Source organism: Vreelandella arcis (assembly GCF_900103865.1).
Lineage (GTDB): Bacteria > Pseudomonadota > Gammaproteobacteria > Pseudomonadales > Halomonadaceae > Vreelandella > Vreelandella arcis.
This window is the reverse complement of the sequence record NZ_FNII01000005.1, coordinates 35,005-53,603: the sequence shown is the minus strand read 5'-3', so window position 1 is coordinate 53,603 and position 18,599 is coordinate 35,005. Positions and strand designations below refer to the sequence as shown.

The window sequence follows — 18,599 nt, the reverse complement described above, 5'->3', positions numbered from 1 at the left end:
TCGTAAAAGGCCAGCCGTTAGCCTGGGTCGTTCTAAAGGTTTTTCATTGGGCTACTGGAATTGATGTTTGGGACTCAACGGATGCCACCTTGGTCTGTGTCTGGCACTATAGCCACTTTCAGCGATCAGCAAACGATCCGTATAGTCATTGAAAGGACAAGGCATGGCCCACCTGCTACGCATCGTGATGATTCACGGCCACCTGGAAGGGGTGGTCGAACTGAGTGTGGACGGCCACACCAATATTTGTGGCACCAACGCCTCGGGTAAAACCACGCTCCAGCGCTTGGTGCCGGTGTTTTACGGCGAGTTACCCAATAAAGTCGTACCCAAGACGCGCATGAAGTTCGACGCGTTTTACCTGCCCCACCGCAACAGCTACCTGGTCTACGAATACCGCCGCGAAGCGGGCAATATCTGCCAGGTGGTGCTGACCCGCAAATCAGAAGGCGGGGTGGAGTATCGCTTCGTCGCCGCGCCTTACCGGCCAGAAGATTATCTGGTGGAGGGGGAAGACGGCGCCGTGGCGCTGGAGTACGCCCAGTGGTTGGGTGTTTTACGCCGCGAAAATATCTCTTTCTCATCCAAGCTCACGGCCACCTCTGAATACCGCGCGGTGATCCAGAACGACTTTACCCCCACGCCCGGCATCATGCCCCACGGCAATCGCAAGGATGCCCTCAAGCTGCGCCAGATGGCCGCGCAGTTCAGCCTGGTCAAGTCCGAGCATCGCATTCGCCATATCGAAAAGCTGGTCTCGGCGGTGCACGCCAAAGAGGGCAAGATGGACACCCTCAAAACCATGCTGGCGGCGATTTTCGAAGAGGACGGCGTCGAGCTGCCGGTGACGCGCATCCGCAGCGCCAAGGCACGGGAGTGGATTGACCAGATGCGCCAGTCCATGCGTCTCGAACCGCTGCAGCGTTCGCTTGCCAAGCTGCACGATGTTGACCGCGAGTTGGCGGATGTGGAAGCCGCACTCTGGCAGCTGAAACCGCAACTGGAAGCCGACCGCCACCACATCGAGCGCACCCTGGCCGATGCCGAAGCCGAGATGGGCACGCGGCAAGAGGCATTCGACGCCGAGAAAAACGCCTACGAGGCGGCCCGTGATGACCTGAATGAGCAACTTAGCGAGCTGGAAAGCGGCCTCAAGCAAACCCAGCGCGACCTGAGCGACCTGCAGGATCAGTATGAAGCCTATGAGGCGGCGGACATGCCCGCCCTTGAGCGCGACCTCAACGCGCTGCCCCAACAACGCGAGCAGTTCGAGCAGCTAAAAACCCACCTGACCGCACTGCAAGAGGCCGTGCAGGCAAGTCAGGCCCGCAAGGAAGAGCGGCTGCGCGAGCTGGGCGAAGCGCTGGCCCGCCAGGGCGAAGAAATTCAGGGGCTGGTCGATGCCCTCAACGAAGAAAAAGCCGCGCATCAGGAAGCCACCTGGGAGGCCCAACGCCACCTGGACGCCCGCTACCAGACCCAGCGTGAAGAGGCAGAAGCCGATTTTCAGGAACGCCTCAACCAGGGGGTTGAACGACTGGCAGCGCTGAAAGCCGCGCTTAGCCACAGTGGCCCGACGGCGGAGGAAAGCGAAGAAGCCACCCTGGTTCAGGCGCGGATCGACCAGGCGCAAAGCGACCACAACGCCGCCAGCAGCCAGCGGGAAAGCCAGCGCCGCGAGCTGGATAGCCTGAAGCGCGAACGCGATAACGCCGAACAGGCCCACGCGGATGCACGCCGAACGCTTACCCGCGCCCAGCAAACCAGCCAGGCGTTGCACCGCCAGCGCGACCCCGCGCAAGGCTCGCTGCGGCATTTCCTGCGCTACCACCTGCCCGAATGGGAGCAGCGGCTGGGCAAGGTGATTGCCCCCGAGCTGCTGGAGCGGCGGGATCTTTCGCCGACCTTGACGGAGCAGCCCACCGACGACCTTTACGGCCTGGTGCTGGATACCCACCTGATTGAGCCGCCGGACTACGCCCAGGATGAAGCCAGCCTGCTGGCCGCCATTGAAGCGGCGGACGACGCTGTGGTGCGCGCCGAGGCCGAACTCGGCAACTGCGAAAAGCAGCTCAAGCGGCATAACGAGCGTGTCCAGGCCGCCGAGGAAGCGCTAAGCAAAGCCCAGTTGGCGGTGAAGCGCGCCGATGAGGAAGTCGAATACGCTCAGGAAGCCCGCCGCCAGTGCCAGGCGCGCCATGCCCAAGCGCAACGCCAGCGCAAGGCCGACCACGAGGCCGCCCTAGAGGAGCAACAAGCGCAGCAGCAAGCTCTGCGCGACGAACGCCAGACCGCGCTGGACAAGCTCAACGCCGCCCATCAGGCCGAACTGCTGGAGCTAAAAGCCGATGCGCAAAGCCAATTGGATAGCATCGACCGACAGGTTCAGCAGTACAAGGCCCAGCTCACCGAGCAGAAGGCTGAGCACAAGCGTCAATGCGAAGAGCTGGAGCAGGCGTTCGACGAGGAATTAAAGGCTCAGGGCGTCGACCCGGAAAAACTGCGGGATACCCGCACCCGGCTGCAGCAATTGGACGAACACATCCGCCGCACCGCCGCCCGTCAGGACGAGCTGGACGCCTACAAACGCTTTATGCGGGTGAGCTGGGGGCAGCGCAAGCCAGAGCTGGTCGAACAAGAAGGACGTTTAAGCCGTGAGATAGACGCCGCCCAGCGTAAGCGCGAGGCGCATCAGCAGGCCTTTAAAGCCACCAAGGCGGCCCACCAGCAGCACGTCGCCGCGTTTGAAACCAAGCGCCGCGAAAGCCACGAGGTGCTCAACGACCTCAAGCCGCTGCTCAAGCAGCTCGATGAACTCACGCTGACCTCGGACGCCACGCCCCAGCAGGAGGCCCCAGGCGATGTCGCCGAGCGGCTGTCGCGCACCCGCCAGGCACTCTCGCGCCGGGCCCAGGAGCGCGACACGCTGCGCAAAGGCTGCCAGGAGGCGGAAAGCCAGCTGATAAAAGGGGCCAGCACCAGCTTTGTCGATGCGCTGGAAAGCGAGCGCGCCCAGCTTGCCGACCCCGACGACCCGCGGGCGCTGCTGCCACTGCTCGGCGGCATGCTCAAGTTGCTGGAAGACCAGCAGCAACAGCTGATTCAGCAGGGGCGCAACCTCAGCGACGACCTGGACAAGTTCTTCACCGTGTTCCGCGACCTCAACCGTCGCATCAGCGCCCAGAGCAAGCGCCTCTCGGATGAAGTGGCCGACGACCTGCGCCTGGATGGTATCAGCAAGGCCGAGGTGCGCATTCAGTCGACCATCGACGAACTCGGCTTCTGGGAGCCGCTCAAGCTGTTCGCCCAGCGCTACAAGGCGTGGCGCGACTCCGAGCAGACCTTGCCCAGCGACGACTACCTGAACGCCCTGGCGGACGTGGTCGATTTGCTGCGCAGCGACCAGCAATACAGCTTTGAAAGCCTGCTGCGCCTGGAGCTGCACCTCAACGAAGGCGGCACCGACCTGATCATCAAGAACGACCGCCAACTGCTCGAATCGTCCAGCCACGGCATGGCGTATCTGATTCTGTGCAAGTTCCTGCTGGCCTTTACCCGCCTGCTGCGCGGCCGGGCCGAGATCGCCATCCACTGGCCCATCGACGAAATCGGCACGCTGGCTTACCACAACGTCGAAAAGCTGTTTGACGCCTGCGACAGCAACCAGATTCATATTGTCGGCGCCTTCCCCAACCCGGAGTCCGACGTGCTGCTGCTGTTCCATAACCGCTACCTGATCGACCGCGACGCCGACGACCCCGCCAAACGACGGTTGAAACGCATCGAGCCCCGCCAAAGTCGCCTGGCCGAACGGCTCAAAGCCCGCCATGAGGAGGTGCCGGTATGAGCGATATGAGTCTTCTACCCCATGGCCCGCTGCTGGAGCGGCTGCTGGCGGGCGAGTTTATCTGCGCGGTGAGCGATGAAAGTGCCTTCAAGCGCCTCCAGGATGACGCCACGCGCGAGGCCATCGACAGCTACCTGCGCCCGCTCAACCGCCGCGTGGCCAGCAGCCAGGAGGAATGCGTGTATTTTCTCGCCTGGCGTCAGTTGGATGACAGCGCGCGGGATCAGCTCGCCCGCCAGTTGGGCGACACCGTCAACAGCCTGCTGCCGCTGCTGGAATGGCTACAGCTGGTGCAGGAAACCCTGGGCCGCGACAGTGTGCTGTCCCCCGGCGATGTGCTCAAGCCCGGCGAGCTACAGGCCAAAAGCGAGGATAACCCCAGCCTGCGCGAACGTATTGAACGCCTGGCTACCGACAGCTTCTTCGGTTCCCAGAGCGACCAGTTGGACGCCCAGGTCAAGCAGGTGTTCAAGCGGTTAAGAGAGCACGGCTACCTGCTGCAGCCTCACGGCGACCGCCAGGTATTCCTGGTCACTGGCAAGGTCGACTACCTGCTCGAACTAGTGCGCTTTATTCGCGACGAAGAGCACCTGCCGGTGGACGACGAGGGCGAGGATACCCAGGAGGCGCTGCTGTGAACGACGCGGAAACGCCGGGGCTGGAAAGCCGCCTGATCACTACCGGGGTAGAGCGCCTGGCCCTGTTGGGCCGCCACGCCGAGGCGCTGATGCAGGGCTACACCAACGACCAAGTCCCCCTGGAAGGACTGAGTCATACCGCGCTGCGCAAGCTGCTAAGCGCACGGATAGTCTGGCGTCCTGACGAGCAGGGCGGCCTCAAGCTGACCCCCAAAGTCCGCGAACTGATCGCTGAGATGGTGGCCGATGAAGCCCGGCGCCACGTCAACGCCGACGTGGCCGAGGCGCTGGAGCTGATCCGCAGCCTGATCCAGAGCTATCGCGATTCCAGCAGCCGCGGCGACTACTGGCAGCAGGAGCAGCAACTGTTGCGCCTACGCCAGGCGGTGGATGACATGAACGGCCGCTTTGCCGACGCCATCGACAGCCTGTGGCAGCGGCTCAACAGCGATTTTGGCTTTGTCAGCCAGCTCAACGATAAAGTGCGCGAAAACGACCGTGCGCAAAAGCAAGTGATCCGCCTGCTCGATGGGCTGGCGCTGATCGACTTTGACGAGTTGATCGAACTGGTCGGCAGCGACGGCACGCTGCGCAAGGTGTTGATCAGCCAGCTGCAGCAGCAGATCAGTCAGCACTACACCAGCCTGCGCGAAGTGCAGCACCGCCTGATCGAGCTGATGGCGCGTTTTCGCCGCATGCAGGCCCGCAGCCGCCTGGTCTCAGGCATGGCCGCCTTCCTGCGCGAGCACCCCGGCTTCACCCCCGGCAACTACGCCCGCCGCAGCGAGGTGCCCGCGCTGTTCAATCACGCAGCCCCCCTCACCGCCGCCGGGGCCGTGGCGCTGGATCGCGCCCAGGATATGCCCACCATCAGCGCACTGCTGCAAAATGTGCCCACGCCGTCACGTGCCGCCCAGTCGGTCACTGCGGCACGCCCGGCGGAACACGTCGAAGACACGCTCATCGCTGCCCGCCAGCAGGCCCTCAAGGATGACGTCGAAACCTTCTACCTCAACGTGGTGGACCGGGCCGAGCAAACCCCCATTAGCGCCTTGGACTATCTGAACCAAAGCGAGCTGCAATGGCCCCCAGAAATCTGGCTGTTCCAGGTCATCGCCGAGCACCAGGGCCTACCGCACAGCGAGCAGCGCGCGTTTCACCTTCATCAGCAGGAAGAACGGGCGAGCGCCTACAATGATGTGAAGCTGATCCGCGACGTTTCGTTAGGCTTGGCGGTGTAACGATGAATGACCAGACGCTCACGGCCAAGGTCTACAGCAAGCTAGGCGACGTCGACCGCCAACTGCGCAAGCAGTCGTGGGTCGACAAGAAGCGCAGCCAGCAGTGGGTAGCGGACTTCATTCATTGGTGTGATGAGCAACACATTGAGCTTGGCCCCAGGCTACGTCATCGATCCCTGCGCTTTGATCGCGCCCTCATCCAGCAGGTGAACGAAGCGCTCAGAAGCCAGCGACTGACTACTATTGAGCAATGGCAAAGTGGCTTGACCAGTGCTGAGCAAGCGGAGCAGGGCGTCAATGAAGATAAAACCAACCGCGAAGGCCCGCGTGCCCAGCGAGTGTTGGTGAACACACCCGCCAGCACACCCGCTTGGTTCTCGGGACAACCGCGCTCAATGCACGATGTCGACTGGCGAGATATAAACCTTGACCAGTGCGACGTGCTTATCCAGGTTGAAAACCTGGACAGCTTTTACGCCTTTTTACCGCAAATTCCCGCGCTAAGCGGTTACGCTAATCCGCTGATTGTCTACCGTGGTGACAGCCACTACGGCGGCGCTTTCAAGCAACTCGCCAGCGCCTGGAACGCGACCCAAAAGCCACACTTCTACGCAGGCGACTTTGATGTCGAAGGCCTCGGTATCGCGCTTTCCAGCAGCGCCTCTCACCTTCTACTCCCGCCGCTCGCATGGCTCACCGAGCAGGCCACCACCTTCCACGACCCTGCCAATCAACTCGAAGACCGCCCACGCCTGCTACGCCACCGCGATCAATTACCCGCCGCACATCCGCTACAGCCGTATCTAACGCTACTACTCGACCAGCAGCGCGGGCTAAGGCAGCAGTGGTTGGGTGAACGATTGGAGCACGTGGCGCTGGTGTAATGATTGAAACCGGCAAAACGCGCAGGCACGCGAATTCTGGCCATGCTGCCAAAATTGTGGCTTTGCTCTAAGAAGAATCAATGGGGTAGAGTCAAAATGGTTGGCTGCAAAATCTCAATCAATGCGCCGTCGCGTTCATTGAGGTTTTGCAGTTGGGCGTAGAATCACTGTTATGGCCTTCAGGGTGAACAATGGAAATCAACTTGCTCGTCTTGCGATGCAAAGAATTGGAAACGAGTAAGCAGTTTTATGAACTGCTAGGGTTTAACTTCGTTAAGGAGAGGCATGGTGACGGGCCTATGCACTACTCCTCGCAAGATGCCAGTTTTGTGTTTGAGCTTTATCCGTTGTCGGAAAACGAAGCTGTGGGCAATTCCAGGATCGGTTTCTCGTTAAAAGATATACATCAGGTTCTCTCCCAAGTGGCAACTGCCAGCCAGCATGAATTCAACGGTAGGCAGATCTACATTGTTCGAGACCCTGATGGACGAAAGGTTGAGCTTAGTGGGCAATGACCATAACAATGCGCGGCACACGGATGCCCTTGTCTCCGCTTCGCTGCGTCAAGGCCACCGGTGCGCTTGGCGTTAGCTAGTGAGTACAAAGAGCACACAATGTGCTAGCCTTTGATTCATGAAACCTATCACATGGAACCCAGAGAAAAACAAGCTTCTCCAAACAGAAAGAAACATATCTTTCGAGGATGTGGTTTTGCACATCTCGGTTGGAGGTATCCTGGATACGTTCGAGCATCCGAATCAGGAGCGGTATCGGGGTCAACAAATTCATGTGATTGAGATAGAAGGGTATGCGTATTTGGTACCCTTTGTGGAGTCAGAGGATGAGGTTTTTCTGAAAACGATCATCCCTAGCAGGAAAGCGACCAAAACCTATTTGGGAGGTCCGAAATGAGCAGGCTGAATAAAGAAGAGCAGGAAATTCTGGATGCATTTGATGCAGGAGAGCTGCAGCGGTCGCCAGATAGTGAGAATAGGAAAGCACGGCATCAAGAGTATGCCGAGGCGATGTTTAAGAAGGATGCCCGTATCAACATCAGGCTTTCTTCCAAGGATCTTCGTGGTCTTCAGAAGAAAGCTCTGGCGGAGGGCATCCCCTACCAAACACTTGTTGCTAGCATTCTCCATAAATATGTCGAAGGTCGTTTGCATGAGGATCGGTAGCTAATCCAGCTATCCAACGGATGCCAAAACCTGGGCTTTGCTCTGGTTTTATCACCGGTGATGGCGAGCGTTAGACATATGCAAACAGCTCTACGAACACCAGAAAAGCTGATAGCAAAGGCCAGAGAATCAACAGACGCGTCGACGGTGACGCTGCGCGTTTATCGAGACAATCATGCCGCTCGTTCTTTATATTCCAGCCTTGGCTTCTTCGTCGTCGAGTCAGAATCCACGGATGACTTATTATTTATGAGTACAACGGCTAATCGTTCACGTAAGGCTGGCGCATAAGAAGCAGCCTAGGCGTAGGATGAACGGTAGCCATTGGTCAGGAGTCTTTTCATGAAGGTGTGTGCCGCTCAGTTGCGACCAGTGGCCGGTGATTTGGCAGCCAACGTTGCTAAGCATCTTGAGCTCATCGAGCTTGCCGTTTCGCAGCAGGCCGATGTGGTATTTTTTCCTGAGCTGTCGCTCACTGGGTTCGAGCCCCGACTCGCGGATTCTCTTGCCATCGATATAGCGGATCAGCGTCTTGATGTGTTTCAGGAACACAGCGACAAAACTAACATGCTGATCGGCGTCGGCATGCCGATCTCCATTGGCTCTGGTGTGTCTATCGGCATGGTGTGGTTCTCGCCTGTTGATGCTCGCCGCCTATACGCGAAACAACAGCTGCACGCCGATGAGCTTCCTTACTTTGTTACGGGCGGCAAACAGCTTGTATTGGAAAGAGAGGGCTCCAGGCTTGTGCCTGCTATCTGCTACGAGTCGCTTCAAATGAACCATGCTGATAGTGCAGCCACCTTGTCTGCCGATATGTATCTAGCCAGTGTTGCCAAACCGGTTGGTGGTATCGCCAAGGCAATGACGCATTATCCTGCGGTCGCAAGCAAACATAAAATGCTTGTGATCATGGCGAACTGTGTCGGGCCTAGTGATGACTTTATCAGCGTCGGGCAGTCGGCCGCCTGGAATGGCCGCGGGGAACTGCTTGCACAGATGGATGCTGAATCAGAGGGCGTGGTGGTGCTGGACACCAAAAACGGAAGTGCTAGCGTAAAGACGCTTGATCATTAAGCGATCCAGTCGATGCCATCAGTAGCACGATAGAGCTGGCCTTAGTTAAAGACATAGGAGTGTCAAAATGTTTGATTACTCAATAATTCACTGGGTGACATTTCTTGGTGCGGCGGCCCTGCTAAACCTTTCCCCAGGCCCAGATATCGCTTTCATCTTGGGGCAAACGTTGCGTAACGGACGTCAGCATGGATTCGCTGCGATGTTTGGCATTTGGACAGGGGCAGCGTTGCATGTCGTTATGGCGGCGGTGGGGCTTTCCGCAATCCTTGCCACGTCCGCCCTGGCGTTTTCTATCGTTAAGTGGGTCGGCGCCGCATATTTGATATGGCTGGGTATCAAAATGCTCCTATCGCGTGGTGACTCTTTCGAGCCCAGCGGGAGCGTCAGCCAGCAACGAAAGCATTCAATCTATTGGCAAGGAGCACTGGTTTCCGCCCTTAACCCGAAAGTGGCCGTATTTTTCCTAGCTTTCCTGCCTCAGTTCGTCGTGGAAGGTGCTGGCCCTCCCAGTGCTCAGTTGCTGTTGCACGGAAGCCTGATCATTGTTGTCGCGGCTTGCATAGAGCCACCTTTAGTTATGCTGGGGTCAAAGTTAGGCGTTTTCTTGAGACAAAATCGGCGAGTTGGCATATGGATGGACCGCGGCCTCGGAGCCTTGTTCGTCACCTTAGGCGCGCGCCTTGCAGCCAGTACCCGATAATGTAGGTGAGCATGAAATCCATTTGTTTTCAGCTACATAACCAAGCTATGCACCAGGTGCCAAGCTTTCGCTTCGCTGAGGTTTTTAAATTAATGACGATGCATAGTCTGCCGTATTCTGGTGAATTAATTCGCGAGAGTTACCTTGAGCCTTTCAGCATCAGCCCCCTCAGCTTGCTGCAGCCCAGGCCGCTTGTTTCTAGAGCGGATGCATAAGAGATAACGATCAAACTATGAACTTACTCTTCCTCGGCACCTCCGCCGGTGTACCCACCAAACAAAGAAACGTCGCCGGGGTCGCGTTGCGTGAGAGCAAGGGGAAAGGCTGGTACCTGATCGATTGTGGTGAGGGCTCCCAGCATCAGGTCTTGCACACCAAACTGTCGCTGAATTCATTGAAAGCCATCTTGATTACCCACGTGCACGGCGACCACTGCTATGGGCTGCCGGGCCTACTGGCGAGTGCGGCGATGAACGGCCGGACGGAGCCGCTTACCATTGTGGCGCCCGCAGGCATCAAGGCATGGCTGGACGCCACCTTTGAGACCACCCAGCTATCGTTATCCTTCGATGTGGAGTTTGTCTGCTCTGATGAACTCCCAAGTGTCGAGTTTGAGCGTATCGCGGTTACCACCTTCAGGCTTTCACACCGGGCGCCGTCCTATGCGTATGGGTTTACGGAGCGAAAGGTCGAGTCTGCTCTGGATGTGGATAAGTTGGCGCAAAAGGGGATTCCCAGAGGCCCGTTATGGGGGCAGTTGAAGCAAGGCGCTGATATTGAGTTTGCGGGCGAGCGGTTTAAAAGCCGTGACTTCCTGATCTCCAAACACAAACCCAGAAAAGTCGTGATCGCCGGGGACAATGACCAGCCCGACTTGTTGTCTGAAGCGTGCGTGGGGGCGCAAGTACTGGTGCACGAAGCCACCTACACCGAAGCAATGGCCGAGAAGGCTGGTGACGTAGGGCATAGCTACGCCAAGCAGGTCGCCGCGTTTGCCGAAGCGGTAGCGCTCCCCAACCTGGTGCTGACGCACTTTAGCCCCCGTTACCAGCTCAACCCCCATGTGTCGCCGTCCATTGAGGACATCCGCAAAGAGGCTCAGTGCGTCTATTCGGGCTCGCTATACCTGGCGCGGGATTTTCTCGAATTAACCCTGGATAAATCGGGTCACTTTTCTGAAGTGGCGGGCGAATAGTTTTTTTGTGTTTCGCGACCGATGCGGCTAACTAGCGTTGCTGCTAGAAAAGCAATGGGTGCTAAAGCAATGATTTAGTCGTGAAATGGTGTGCGTGGGGTTGGTTTAAATCCAGTCTTCTACTCTAAGCCCTGGTACGCGACTAAACTCACCTAGATTATTGGTGACCAGAATCAGCCCCCTTGAACGAGCATGCCCGGCAATCATCTGATCGTATGGGCCTATTGGTGTGCCAGCTTTGGCCAGTTCAGTACGTAGCTGCCCACTGTGATAGGCGGCGTCGGGGTCGTAGTCGAGCACTTCCAGCCGGGCTGCAAACCCTTCTATAACACTTAAGTTTTTCTCGGGAGAAGCGGACTTTTCAGCACCATAAACCAGCTCCATGAGTGTCACGGTGCTGATGCAAAGCTGGTCGCTATGCTGGTTAAAGGTCTCACGAACATGGGGAGGTTTATGTTTGATGGTGAAAATACAGATATTGGTGTCAAGCATGTACTTAAGCATCAAAACGCCTCGCGCTCCTGTTCGTTTGGCTGCTCGCGTTCACTCATAAAGTCTGCGGTGACACTTTGACCCTCAAACCAGCTGTCCCAGGTTTCACCTGCGGGGGTAATTAAGCGCGCGCGACCCAAGGCAATAACATCAACGCGTGTAACGTCTTCGGGCAGCGCGAGGGATTTAGGCATGCGCACCGCTTGGCTACGGTTACTTTTAAACACTGCTGCTTTTTCCATGGCTGCCTCCTGATCATTACGGCTTGTTACCCAGTGTATGCACGTATACGTGATATCTCAGTTTGATTGTATTTTTGGGATATGTCAACGGGATATACTCTGATACTCCATTGGCTTGTTGACCATGGTCAGAGGTACGCCGAGTGGTTGCGTTAGGCTAGGCTGAATTTACCTTTGCCCGTGAGAGAATCAATGGGGTAGATTCAATTGGCTGATGGGGCATTCTTCTCTGCCAGTTGGGGTGAGCGCATAGCAATGATCACGTTTTTATTGCAAATTGTGGCCGCACCGCTCAATTCATAATTGTCTTTCGGGGAGATGTCAGTGAGATCACCGCAGTCGGTTAAGGCGCTCGAGAATTTAGGGCGAGTTCGTCTTTCGGAGTCTTTTTTTATGCGAGATTTCTTGCACTCCGAGATCTCGCAGATTGAAGGAATACCTAATATCCCCGACAACCCTGATCGTGCGATCGAGGCCGGTCGGTCTCTTTGTGAAGAAGTGCTCGAACCCATCCAGCAGCATTTTGGCCGTATCAGTATTCGTTCCGCTTACCGGTCAAGTGCCGTTAATGCCAAGGGAGCAGAAAACAAGAACCAATATAACTGCGGAAGCAACGAACAGAACTATGCCCATCATATATGGGACTTTCCTGACAAGAACGACCACATTGGGGCAATGGCGTGTATCGTCGTTAATAAGTACGTGCCGTACTTTGAGCGAACTGGAGATTGGCAGGCACTTGCTTGGTGGGTGCATGACGCTGTGCCGGGGTATGCATCGATGTATTTCTTCCCCAAGCTCTGTGCCTTCAACATCGGCTGGCATCAGAACCCTGAAAAATCTATAAGAAGCTACATTTCGCCAAAGGGGTGTCTGACCAAACCCGGTATGCCCAACTTCGAAGGAGACCATAGTGCGGAGTATTCGGACATGCTCCGCGAGTTAGGCCTTTAGCGTTTGCCTACCTGGGCGCCACAATAAAACGCGCACATAACAATCGGCTGCGAAGCGACCGTCTTTCGCTCCAAACTAGCCAAGCACCGGCTTCAAACGCTGGCTCTAGGCTCAAAGCCAGCGCTCGATCCCTTACTGCAAAAACTCTCGCAACGTTTCGCTCGCCTGATCAATGGAAACGACACCGTCGAGATGGCCTCGATTGCCTTCCAGGGTTTCAAGCGTCACCTCGCTGCCACCTTCTTCAATCAACTCGGCGGTGCGTCGGACGCCTTCGGGGGCGAAGACGAGGTCGTTTTCGCTATACAGCATCAGCGTAGGGGCGTCGATTGCTTCAAGCCCCGCTTCTAGCGAGTCGCCGTGGCCTGCCATAAAGGTTTGGTTGGCGCGAACCAGATACAGGAAATGGTTGGCGTCGGAAACCTCTGCTCGTGCAGCGGCAATGTCATCCAGGGTTTGCTCAATGGCGTAGTTGGCATTGATATCCTGAGCGGGGTCGCGTTGTTCATCGGCCCAGTCACGGTTAAAGGTCTCGTTGGCCCACTGCCAATGGTTGGCATTGAGCGTGACGAGCTTGAGCGCTTCTTTTAGCCCGTCGGTGGGCGGTTCACCGTCGTAGTAGTTACCCTCGTTCCAGTTGGCATCCAGCCGAATCGGCGCTGCCCAGGCGCTCAACGTCGCCAACAGCCAGGGGTCGGCAACGCCGCCGCCAATTACGGAGATAAGGCGATCAACGCGTTCAAGGTAGGCACTGGCCCACTCGATGGCCTGAAGGGCGCCCATCGATGCGCCCATGACCGCATGCAGTGATTCAATATCCTGGCTGTCCAGCAACTCGCGCTGCACCTCGACAAAGTCGCGGATGGTGACGACAGGAAAGTCCATTCCCCAGGGTTCGCCTGTTTCGGGGTTGATGGAGGCAGGCCCGGTGGTCGTCACGTTGGGATCATTGGCATTCAGGTTCACCAGCGTATCCGAGGAGATAATGTAGTACTCATCAGTATCGAGCGGCTTGCCTGGGCCGATGATCGAATCCCAGTAGCCGGTTGGCTCGCCATCCGCCTCATAGCGGCCAGCGGCATGACTAGTGCCTGAGAAAAAATGGGTAATCAAAATGACGTTATCGCGGGCGTCGTTTAATTCACCGTACGCCTCCCAGCCCACGCTTACGTCGGGGATGGTTTTTCCCCCTTGGGTAGTGAAGTTTTCTATCTCAAAGGTCTGCTTTTCGACCAGACCGTCCCAGGCCATTAACGATGACGAGGCAATCAGGCCGATGCTGATAAACGCTGACGTTAGCAGAGGGTGCCGTTGAGTAAGCGCCATAAGTTCTCCTGCGATAAGGGATCATTGTGATTGTTGTTGGCCATCGGCAATGGTCACCCTCTTAGCCTAGCCATTTTTAGCGCATTTTGAACGGATAACCCGTTGGCCTGCTGCATCACCATGCGGTTGCCGAATCGGTACTGCTCCTCAACCTAGTGCTGTAATGCTAAGACGCGCGAAGGCCTGCGAGTGGTTAACCATCGCAGGCTCTGTGTAAATCTCTATAAAAAACAAGTCTTCGCGAAGTGCTAGCGCAAACCAAGAAAGGAAAGAATCGCTATGACGATAACGACGGCACCAACGATGTAGACGATACTGTTCATCAGTAAATACTCCTTTTATGAATCCGAAATCCCTGTCGCGCCATCGTCCCTGAGGCGCGCGATCTAGCTTCCTTGCGAGGCAGTCCATTGCCTTATCATCAGAGTAGATTGCTAGCTGTATCTGGTCTGTTGGCTAGCGCACTGAGCGGTGAAATAAACCTACTTCCGTCGAGCAGATCAGTCCCGGCAATAGCCTTCACCTGTTCTGACGATCAGGCAGTCTTCCTTTTCCATTAGCCACTTCATGCCTGTCGCTTCGCCGTCGCCCGCACGAAGCAGCTGTGGGCCGTTCCCGCGGTTGAAGCGAATGCCATCGGCTGTGGCTTGCCCTTCGAAGGTGCCGATTTGATCGGCATCCAGGCCGTAGCGCATGTGAAGTCGATAATGGCCTGGGCCCGCAGGCTCGTCCTTGCTGACTTCCAGGAATAACCCTTCCACGCCAGTCCATCTGCCGACCCATTGATCGGTAGCCTGGTGATGGGGCGCGTTTTGCTCGGCTGAAGTACCTGAGTCGCTCGCGCCGGATGTGGCGGTATTACTGTCGTGGGCACACCCGCTGATCAGTATCAGGGTGCACAGAGCTAACGCTATTTTGATCATGTCGAGTGTCACCTAATGGATATCACCTAAAGCCTACTACCCCGTTTTTTTCCTGGCACGGTGTGCGGCCGCTTTCATCCTGTTTCCGCAAGCGGCCATGCTGCACCAGCGGCGGCGGTGGGATTTTGTTTGATCGTGGAACAGTAGAACGCAGTCCGAGGCTTCACACTGTTTGACGAGCTGCAGGTCTTCCTCGGTAAGCAACTCAACCACCGACGCCGTGACAGGCTGCAAAAGGCTCTCGCTTTCCATGTTGCGCTTGTAAGTTTTTTTCTTAAATACCGCTTCCTTTGGCTGCCATTCAATCTTTTCTATGGGGCAGCCCCTTTCCAGTACGTGGTTTATCAATGCGGGGTCTGCAGCCCGGCCCTGTTGGGCCGAAGTGAGCAGTTCCAGCATGCTGTCGCGCAGTTCCCGAGCCAGCTGGGCTATCCCAGACGGTGGGCGTTCACACTCCTCGGTCAGTACTCCTGCCTGTTGAAGCCATGCCACGACACTACTGTCGTTATCCAGACATTCATGGCGCTCTTCCCCTACGCCAAATTGGGTGTTGATGAAATCGATAGCGAGATTGCTCGCGATAAACGGAGGCGCAATTTTTGATGGCATTCTGAGTAACCTTTAATTTAATACTTGACAGGTTACTATCTTTCTTCGTAACCTTCAAAAACTACTATTAACGGTTACTAAAGAGGTTGTCCATGACATCTGAAAATATAACGGCTTCTGGCTCGACAACGCAGCAGGTTCACTATCGTTTCGAGAAAGTGGGCGATGTCGATGTTTTCTATCGTGAAGCGGGTGATCCGGCGGCGCCGACGGTACTGCTGCTGCACGGATTCGCGGCGTCATCGTATATGTGGCGCGATGTTATTGCGGCGCTTGCGGATGGCTATCACGTGGTAGCGCCGGATTTGCCAGCGTTTGGTTTTACTCAATCACCGGCGCGCGGTGAGTATGAATACACCTTTGCCAACCTGACGAAGACGATTGATCAGTTTACTGAGCAATTGAAGCTTGATCGCTACGCGATTGCCGTTCATGACTATGGTGCGCCTGTTGGCTGGCGTTTGGCGGTGGCTCACCCGTCAAAAGTCACCGCGATCATTTCGCAAAACGGCAATGCGTATGAGGAGGGCCTTTCGCAAGGCTGGGAGCCTATCCGGACGTATTGGAACGACCCTTCAAAGGCGAATCGTGATGCCCTTAGCGACTTCCCGACGCCCGCGTCCATCAAATGGCAGTACGTGGAGGGGGTAAAAGACACCAGTGCTGTCGCTCCGGATGCCTATACGTTGGAAGGGGCTCAGATCTCTCAACCCGGGATGGCGGATATTCAGCTCGACTTATTGTTGGACTACGCCACCAACGTCGCGAAGTATCCCGAGTTTCAGGCCTATTTTCGGGAGCATCAACCGCCGTTGCTCGCCGTGTGGGGGAAGCATGATCCGTTCTTCCTGCCACCGGGTGCTGAAGCCTGGAAGCGCGATATTTCCCAGGCGGATATTCGCTTTTACGACACAGGGCATTTTGCCCTGGAAACCCATGGCGATGTCATTATCCCGGTGATTCGTGCGTTCCTGGATGACCACCTGAAAGGATAAAGAAAGGCAACGGGCTAGCCTCTTTTCCAGGCTGGGCTAATGTATGCAATAAGGCCAAGCTCAACCGCTTGGCTTTATTAGCGAAACGTCGTTGCGCTTATCACGCCTAGCGCTTCTTGAACGGATTCAGCCCGTTGGCTTGCTGCATCATCATGCGTTTGGCGAGTGGGATGTGCTCGGCGATGTGCAGGCTAAGGTCGCCCAGCTGACGCAGCGGCTTGGCGCCGGTAAACAGGTGGTGAAAGCTGTCGGTGGCGGCGATCATCGCCTGATTGGCCAGGCGGCGTTGAACTTCAAAACGGTGCAGGTTGATGTGATCACCGGGGTCGCGGCCGTGGATGATCAGCTCAGCCAGGGTATCGGCGTCGTGGAGACCAATGTTTAGCCCCTGGCCTGCCAGCGGGTGCACCACGTGGGCAGCATCGCCAATCAATGCCAGGCGCTTGCCGATGTAGCGTTTGGCGTGTTGGCGTTTGATGGGAAAGCTGGCCCGCGCCACGATCCGGGTGAGCTTGCCTAATCGTTTGGGGAAGGCGTCTTCAATCGTTGACTTGAGCGCTTCATCGTTTAGCTGTTCGCGGGCTTTGGTGTCATCGTCGTTGTCGTACCACACCAGTGAGGCGCGCTGGCCGGGGAGCGGTAGCATGGCCATTGGGCCATTTGGGGTGAAGCACTGCCAGCTTACATCCTGCTGGGGCAATTCGGTTTCCACGTTAACGATCAGCGCGCGCTGGTGGTAATCGTGTTGGGTTACGCCAATGTTGGCTAACTCACGTAACGTGGAACGCGCGCCATCGGCCCCTACAATGAGCGGAGCGCTTAACGTTTGGCCGTTGTCCAATTCCAGCAGTCGCGCATCGCCGCTGGCCAGCGTGCTAATTGGTGCGCACTGGGTGTAACAGGTGGCGCCGGGTAACTCGGCCAACCGTTGCCAGAGCGCGTACTGAAGCGTGCGGTTTTCGATAAAAATGCCGAAGTCGTCCATGCCACTATCCGCAGCGGAGAACAGCGAATGGCCCGAGCCGTCCTGGTTGAAAACATCGATATGCCGGAAGGGGCAGCAACGCTCGTCGGGCAGTTGGGTGCCGCTTGCGTTGATGAACGCCAGCGAACGCGCATTGAGCGATGAAACACGCAGGTCATAATCGCCTTCGGGCAACTCAGGTGCATCGCCTTGCTCGACGAGTCCGACCGATCTGCCTGCATTGCCCAGCCGGGCGGCCAGGGCAGCGCCGACCATGCCGCCGCCTACAATAATGACATCATGATGCGACTGCATCGCCTGGTGATGGGATCCTTGCATTAGATGCTCCTTGGATTAAAAGCCTGTCACATAATCTTTGCTATTGATGTCATAGTATCGTCGACAGCGAGAAAAATTGCCTAGAGGTGAACATTTGACGCAGGCAGTGGATATATCAACGCACGTGGCCCAGGCGGGTGAAGAGCTAGCCGCTTTTATTGCGCGCCACCCAAAGCTTTGGATACTCACCGGGGCGGGGGTCAGCACCGACAGCGGGATTCCCGACTATCGCGATGCGGATGGCCAATGGAAGCGATCGCCGCCGGTGCAGCACGGCGACTTCATGGCCTCTCAGGCGGTGCGCCAGCGCTACTGGGCGCGTGCCCTGGTGGGCTTCAAGGCGCTGCGCGAGGCGCAGGTCAGCGGGGCGCATCGGGCCCTCGCGGCGCTCGAAAAGATGGGCTATGTGGAGATGCTGGTCACCCAGAACGTCGACCGCCTGCACCAGCGGGCAGGATCCAAAAAGGTGATCGACCTGCACGGCCGTGCCGATACCGTCAGCTGCATGGTGTGCGGCTACCATATGATGCGCCACGCCATGCACAGCGAAATGGCCCAGTTAAATCCGCGCTTTGCCGCTTTGGATGCCGGTCACGCCCCGGATGGCGATGCGGATTTGGAAACCGATTTTTCGAGCTTTAAGGTCTTCGATTGCCCGCGCTGTCAGGGCATCTTAAAACCGGAGGTGGTGTATTACGGCGATGTTGTCCCGCCGGCGCGGCGGCAAGCTGCCCAGGCTGGTTTGGAAAAGTCGGCGGCGGTGCTGGCGGTGGGTACATCGCTAATGGTTTATTCGGGGTATCGTTTCTGCCGCGATGCCCATGCCATGGGCTTACCGGTAGCGTCGCTGTCGCTGGGCGTTACCCGCGCCGACGCGCTGCTCACTCACCAGTGGCGTGCGCCGTTAACCCCGGTGCTGGAGCAGGCGGTTCGTTGCCTTGAGGTGCGTTAGCGGGCCTTGGGTACCGAACGTATCGCTTTCTATGGGG

The 18,599-nt window shown here is 57.1% G+C and carries 18 protein-coding genes; 12 read left to right on the top strand and 6 right to left on the bottom strand.

Features of this window, described 5'->3' with window-relative positions; all coding sequences use genetic code 11:
- The first annotated feature begins 163 nt into the window (after positions 1–163).
- From BLR97_RS07020 to BLR97_RS06975, 9 genes are all read left to right on the top strand, one after another.
- Complete coding sequence (locus BLR97_RS07020) at positions 164–3,847, top strand: ATP-binding protein (protein ID WP_089704061.1); 3,684 nt, start codon at positions 164–166, stop codon at positions 3,845–3,847.
- Positions 3,844–4,485, top strand: coding sequence for a hypothetical protein (locus BLR97_RS07015; protein ID WP_244511252.1), 642 nt, complete (start codon positions 3,844–3,846; stop codon positions 4,483–4,485). Before BLR97_RS07020 ends, BLR97_RS07015 begins: the two co-directional genes overlap by 4 nt.
- Positions 4,482–5,726, top strand: a complete 1,245-nt coding sequence (locus tag BLR97_RS07010) for a DUF445 domain-containing protein (RefSeq protein ID WP_089704058.1) — start codon at positions 4,482–4,484, stop codon at positions 5,724–5,726. The genes BLR97_RS07015 and BLR97_RS07010 overlap by 4 nt, the downstream gene beginning before the upstream one ends.
- Before the next feature lie 2 nt (positions 5,727–5,728).
- Entirely contained in the window at positions 5,729–6,610 is an 882-nt protein-coding gene (locus tag BLR97_RS07005; RefSeq protein WP_089704056.1) for a DUF7281 domain-containing protein, read from the top strand.
- A 191-nt stretch (positions 6,611–6,801) separates the two neighbouring features.
- Positions 6,802–7,125 (top strand): VOC family protein, encoded by a 324-nt coding sequence (locus BLR97_RS07000; protein ID WP_089704053.1) that lies wholly within the window; start codon positions 6,802–6,804, stop codon positions 7,123–7,125.
- A 393-nt stretch (positions 7,126–7,518) separates the two neighbouring features.
- Positions 7,519–7,791 (top strand): antitoxin, encoded by a 273-nt coding sequence (locus tag BLR97_RS06990; RefSeq protein ID WP_089704045.1) that lies wholly within the window; start codon positions 7,519–7,521, stop codon positions 7,789–7,791.
- A gap of 342 nt (positions 7,792–8,133) precedes the next feature.
- Complete coding sequence (locus BLR97_RS06985) at positions 8,134–8,868, top strand: carbon-nitrogen hydrolase family protein (protein WP_089704042.1); 735 nt, start codon at positions 8,134–8,136, stop codon at positions 8,866–8,868.
- Between the two features lie 67 nt (positions 8,869–8,935).
- Positions 8,936–9,571, top strand: a complete 636-nt coding sequence (locus BLR97_RS06980; protein WP_089704039.1) for a LysE family translocator — start codon at positions 8,936–8,938, stop codon at positions 9,569–9,571.
- 232 nt (positions 9,572–9,803) lie between these two features.
- Positions 9,804–10,766, top strand: a complete 963-nt coding sequence (locus BLR97_RS06975; protein ID WP_089704035.1) for a ribonuclease Z — start codon at positions 9,804–9,806, stop codon at positions 10,764–10,766.
- Between the two features lie 105 nt (positions 10,767–10,871).
- Here the strand turns inward: BLR97_RS06975 and vapC are convergent, their stop codons facing one another.
- Positions 10,872–11,270 (bottom strand): type II toxin-antitoxin system tRNA(fMet)-specific endonuclease VapC, encoded by a 399-nt coding sequence (gene vapC / locus BLR97_RS06970; RefSeq protein ID WP_089704033.1) that lies wholly within the window; start codon positions 11,268–11,270, stop codon positions 10,872–10,874.
- Positions 11,270–11,500: a type II toxin-antitoxin system VapB family antitoxin gene (gene vapB, locus BLR97_RS06965; protein ID WP_089704030.1), complete on the bottom strand. Its 231-nt coding sequence runs from the start codon at positions 11,498–11,500 to the stop codon at positions 11,270–11,272. Before vapB ends, vapC begins: the two co-directional genes overlap by 1 nt.
- A gap of 393 nt (positions 11,501–11,893) precedes the next feature.
- On the opposite strand from vapB, the gene BLR97_RS06960 reads away from it, so the two are divergent.
- On the top strand, positions 11,894–12,454 hold the full coding sequence (locus BLR97_RS06960; RefSeq protein ID WP_211605065.1) for a hypothetical protein: 561 nt from the start codon (positions 11,894–11,896) through the stop codon (positions 12,452–12,454).
- A gap of 132 nt (positions 12,455–12,586) precedes the next feature.
- Here the strand turns inward: BLR97_RS06960 and BLR97_RS06955 are convergent, their stop codons facing one another.
- The 3 genes from BLR97_RS06955 to BLR97_RS06945 all read right to left on the bottom strand — a co-directional run bounded on the left by BLR97_RS06955 (position 12,587) and on the right by BLR97_RS06945 (position 15,312).
- Positions 12,587–13,780, bottom strand: a complete 1,194-nt coding sequence (locus BLR97_RS06955; RefSeq protein ID WP_089704024.1) for an E22 family MetX-like putative esterase — start codon at positions 13,778–13,780, stop codon at positions 12,587–12,589.
- Between the two features lie 500 nt (positions 13,781–14,280).
- A complete protein-coding gene (locus BLR97_RS06950) occupies positions 14,281–14,703 on the bottom strand; it encodes a hypothetical protein (protein WP_089704021.1) in 423 nt (140 codons plus the stop codon).
- A gap of 36 nt (positions 14,704–14,739) precedes the next feature.
- Positions 14,740–15,312: a CGNR zinc finger domain-containing protein gene (locus tag BLR97_RS06945; protein WP_089704020.1), complete on the bottom strand. Its 573-nt coding sequence runs from the start codon at positions 15,310–15,312 to the stop codon at positions 14,740–14,742.
- 92 nt (positions 15,313–15,404) lie between these two features.
- On the opposite strand from BLR97_RS06945, the gene BLR97_RS06940 reads away from it, so the two are divergent.
- Positions 15,405–16,307 carry an alpha/beta fold hydrolase gene (locus BLR97_RS06940; RefSeq protein WP_089704017.1) on the top strand — a complete coding sequence of 301 codons (903 nt, stop codon included), beginning with the start codon at positions 15,405–15,407 and terminating at the stop codon, positions 16,305–16,307.
- Between the two features lie 106 nt (positions 16,308–16,413).
- Here the strand turns inward: BLR97_RS06940 and BLR97_RS06935 are convergent, their stop codons facing one another.
- Entirely contained in the window at positions 16,414–17,586 is a 1,173-nt protein-coding gene (locus BLR97_RS06935) for a UbiH/UbiF/VisC/COQ6 family ubiquinone biosynthesis hydroxylase (RefSeq protein ID WP_089704750.1), read from the bottom strand.
- A 118-nt stretch (positions 17,587–17,704) separates the two neighbouring features.
- Here BLR97_RS06935 and BLR97_RS06930 point away from each other — a divergent pair, with 118 nt between their 5' ends.
- Positions 17,705–18,562, top strand: coding sequence for an NAD-dependent protein deacetylase (locus BLR97_RS06930; RefSeq protein WP_089704012.1), 858 nt, complete (start codon positions 17,705–17,707; stop codon positions 18,560–18,562).
- The last annotated feature ends 37 nt before the right edge of the window (positions 18,563–18,599 follow it).

Bases quoted from the DNA above. Each gene is read 5' to 3' on its own strand.
- BLR97_RS06960 (WP_211605065.1), top strand. From the start codon at position 11,894: ATGCGAGATTTCTTGCACTCCGAGATCTCGCAGATTGAAGGAATACCT.
- vapB (WP_089704030.1), bottom strand. From the start codon at position 11,500: ATGGAAAAAGCAGCAGTGTTTAAAAGTAACCGTAGCCAAGCGGTGCGC.
- BLR97_RS07005 (WP_089704056.1), top strand. From the start codon at position 5,729: ATGAATGACCAGACGCTCACGGCCAAGGTCTACAGCAAGCTAGGCGAC.
- vapC (WP_089704033.1), bottom strand. From the start codon at position 11,270: ATGCTTAAGTACATGCTTGACACCAATATCTGTATTTTCACCATCAAA.
- BLR97_RS07015 (WP_244511252.1), top strand. From the start codon at position 3,844: ATGAGCGATATGAGTCTTCTACCCCATGGCCCGCTGCTGGAGCGGCTG.
- BLR97_RS06990 (WP_089704045.1), top strand. From the start codon at position 7,519: ATGAGCAGGCTGAATAAAGAAGAGCAGGAAATTCTGGATGCATTTGAT.
- BLR97_RS06975 (WP_089704035.1), top strand. From the start codon at position 9,804: ATGAACTTACTCTTCCTCGGCACCTCCGCCGGTGTACCCACCAAACAA.
- BLR97_RS07000 (WP_089704053.1), top strand. From the start codon at position 6,802: ATGGAAATCAACTTGCTCGTCTTGCGATGCAAAGAATTGGAAACGAGT.
- BLR97_RS06955 (WP_089704024.1), bottom strand. From the start codon at position 13,780: ATGGCGCTTACTCAACGGCACCCTCTGCTAACGTCAGCGTTTATCAGC.
- BLR97_RS06985 (WP_089704042.1), top strand. From the start codon at position 8,134: ATGAAGGTGTGTGCCGCTCAGTTGCGACCAGTGGCCGGTGATTTGGCA.
- BLR97_RS06950 (WP_089704021.1), bottom strand. From the start codon at position 14,703: ATGATCAAAATAGCGTTAGCTCTGTGCACCCTGATACTGATCAGCGGG.
- BLR97_RS07020 (WP_089704061.1), top strand. From the start codon at position 164: ATGGCCCACCTGCTACGCATCGTGATGATTCACGGCCACCTGGAAGGG.
- BLR97_RS06935 (WP_089704750.1), bottom strand. From the start codon at position 17,586: ATGCAGTCGCATCATGATGTCATTATTGTAGGCGGCGGCATGGTCGGC.
- BLR97_RS06945 (WP_089704020.1), bottom strand. From the start codon at position 15,312: ATGCCATCAAAAATTGCGCCTCCGTTTATCGCGAGCAATCTCGCTATC.
- BLR97_RS06940 (WP_089704017.1), top strand. From the start codon at position 15,405: ATGACATCTGAAAATATAACGGCTTCTGGCTCGACAACGCAGCAGGTT.
- BLR97_RS06980 (WP_089704039.1), top strand. From the start codon at position 8,936: ATGTTTGATTACTCAATAATTCACTGGGTGACATTTCTTGGTGCGGCG.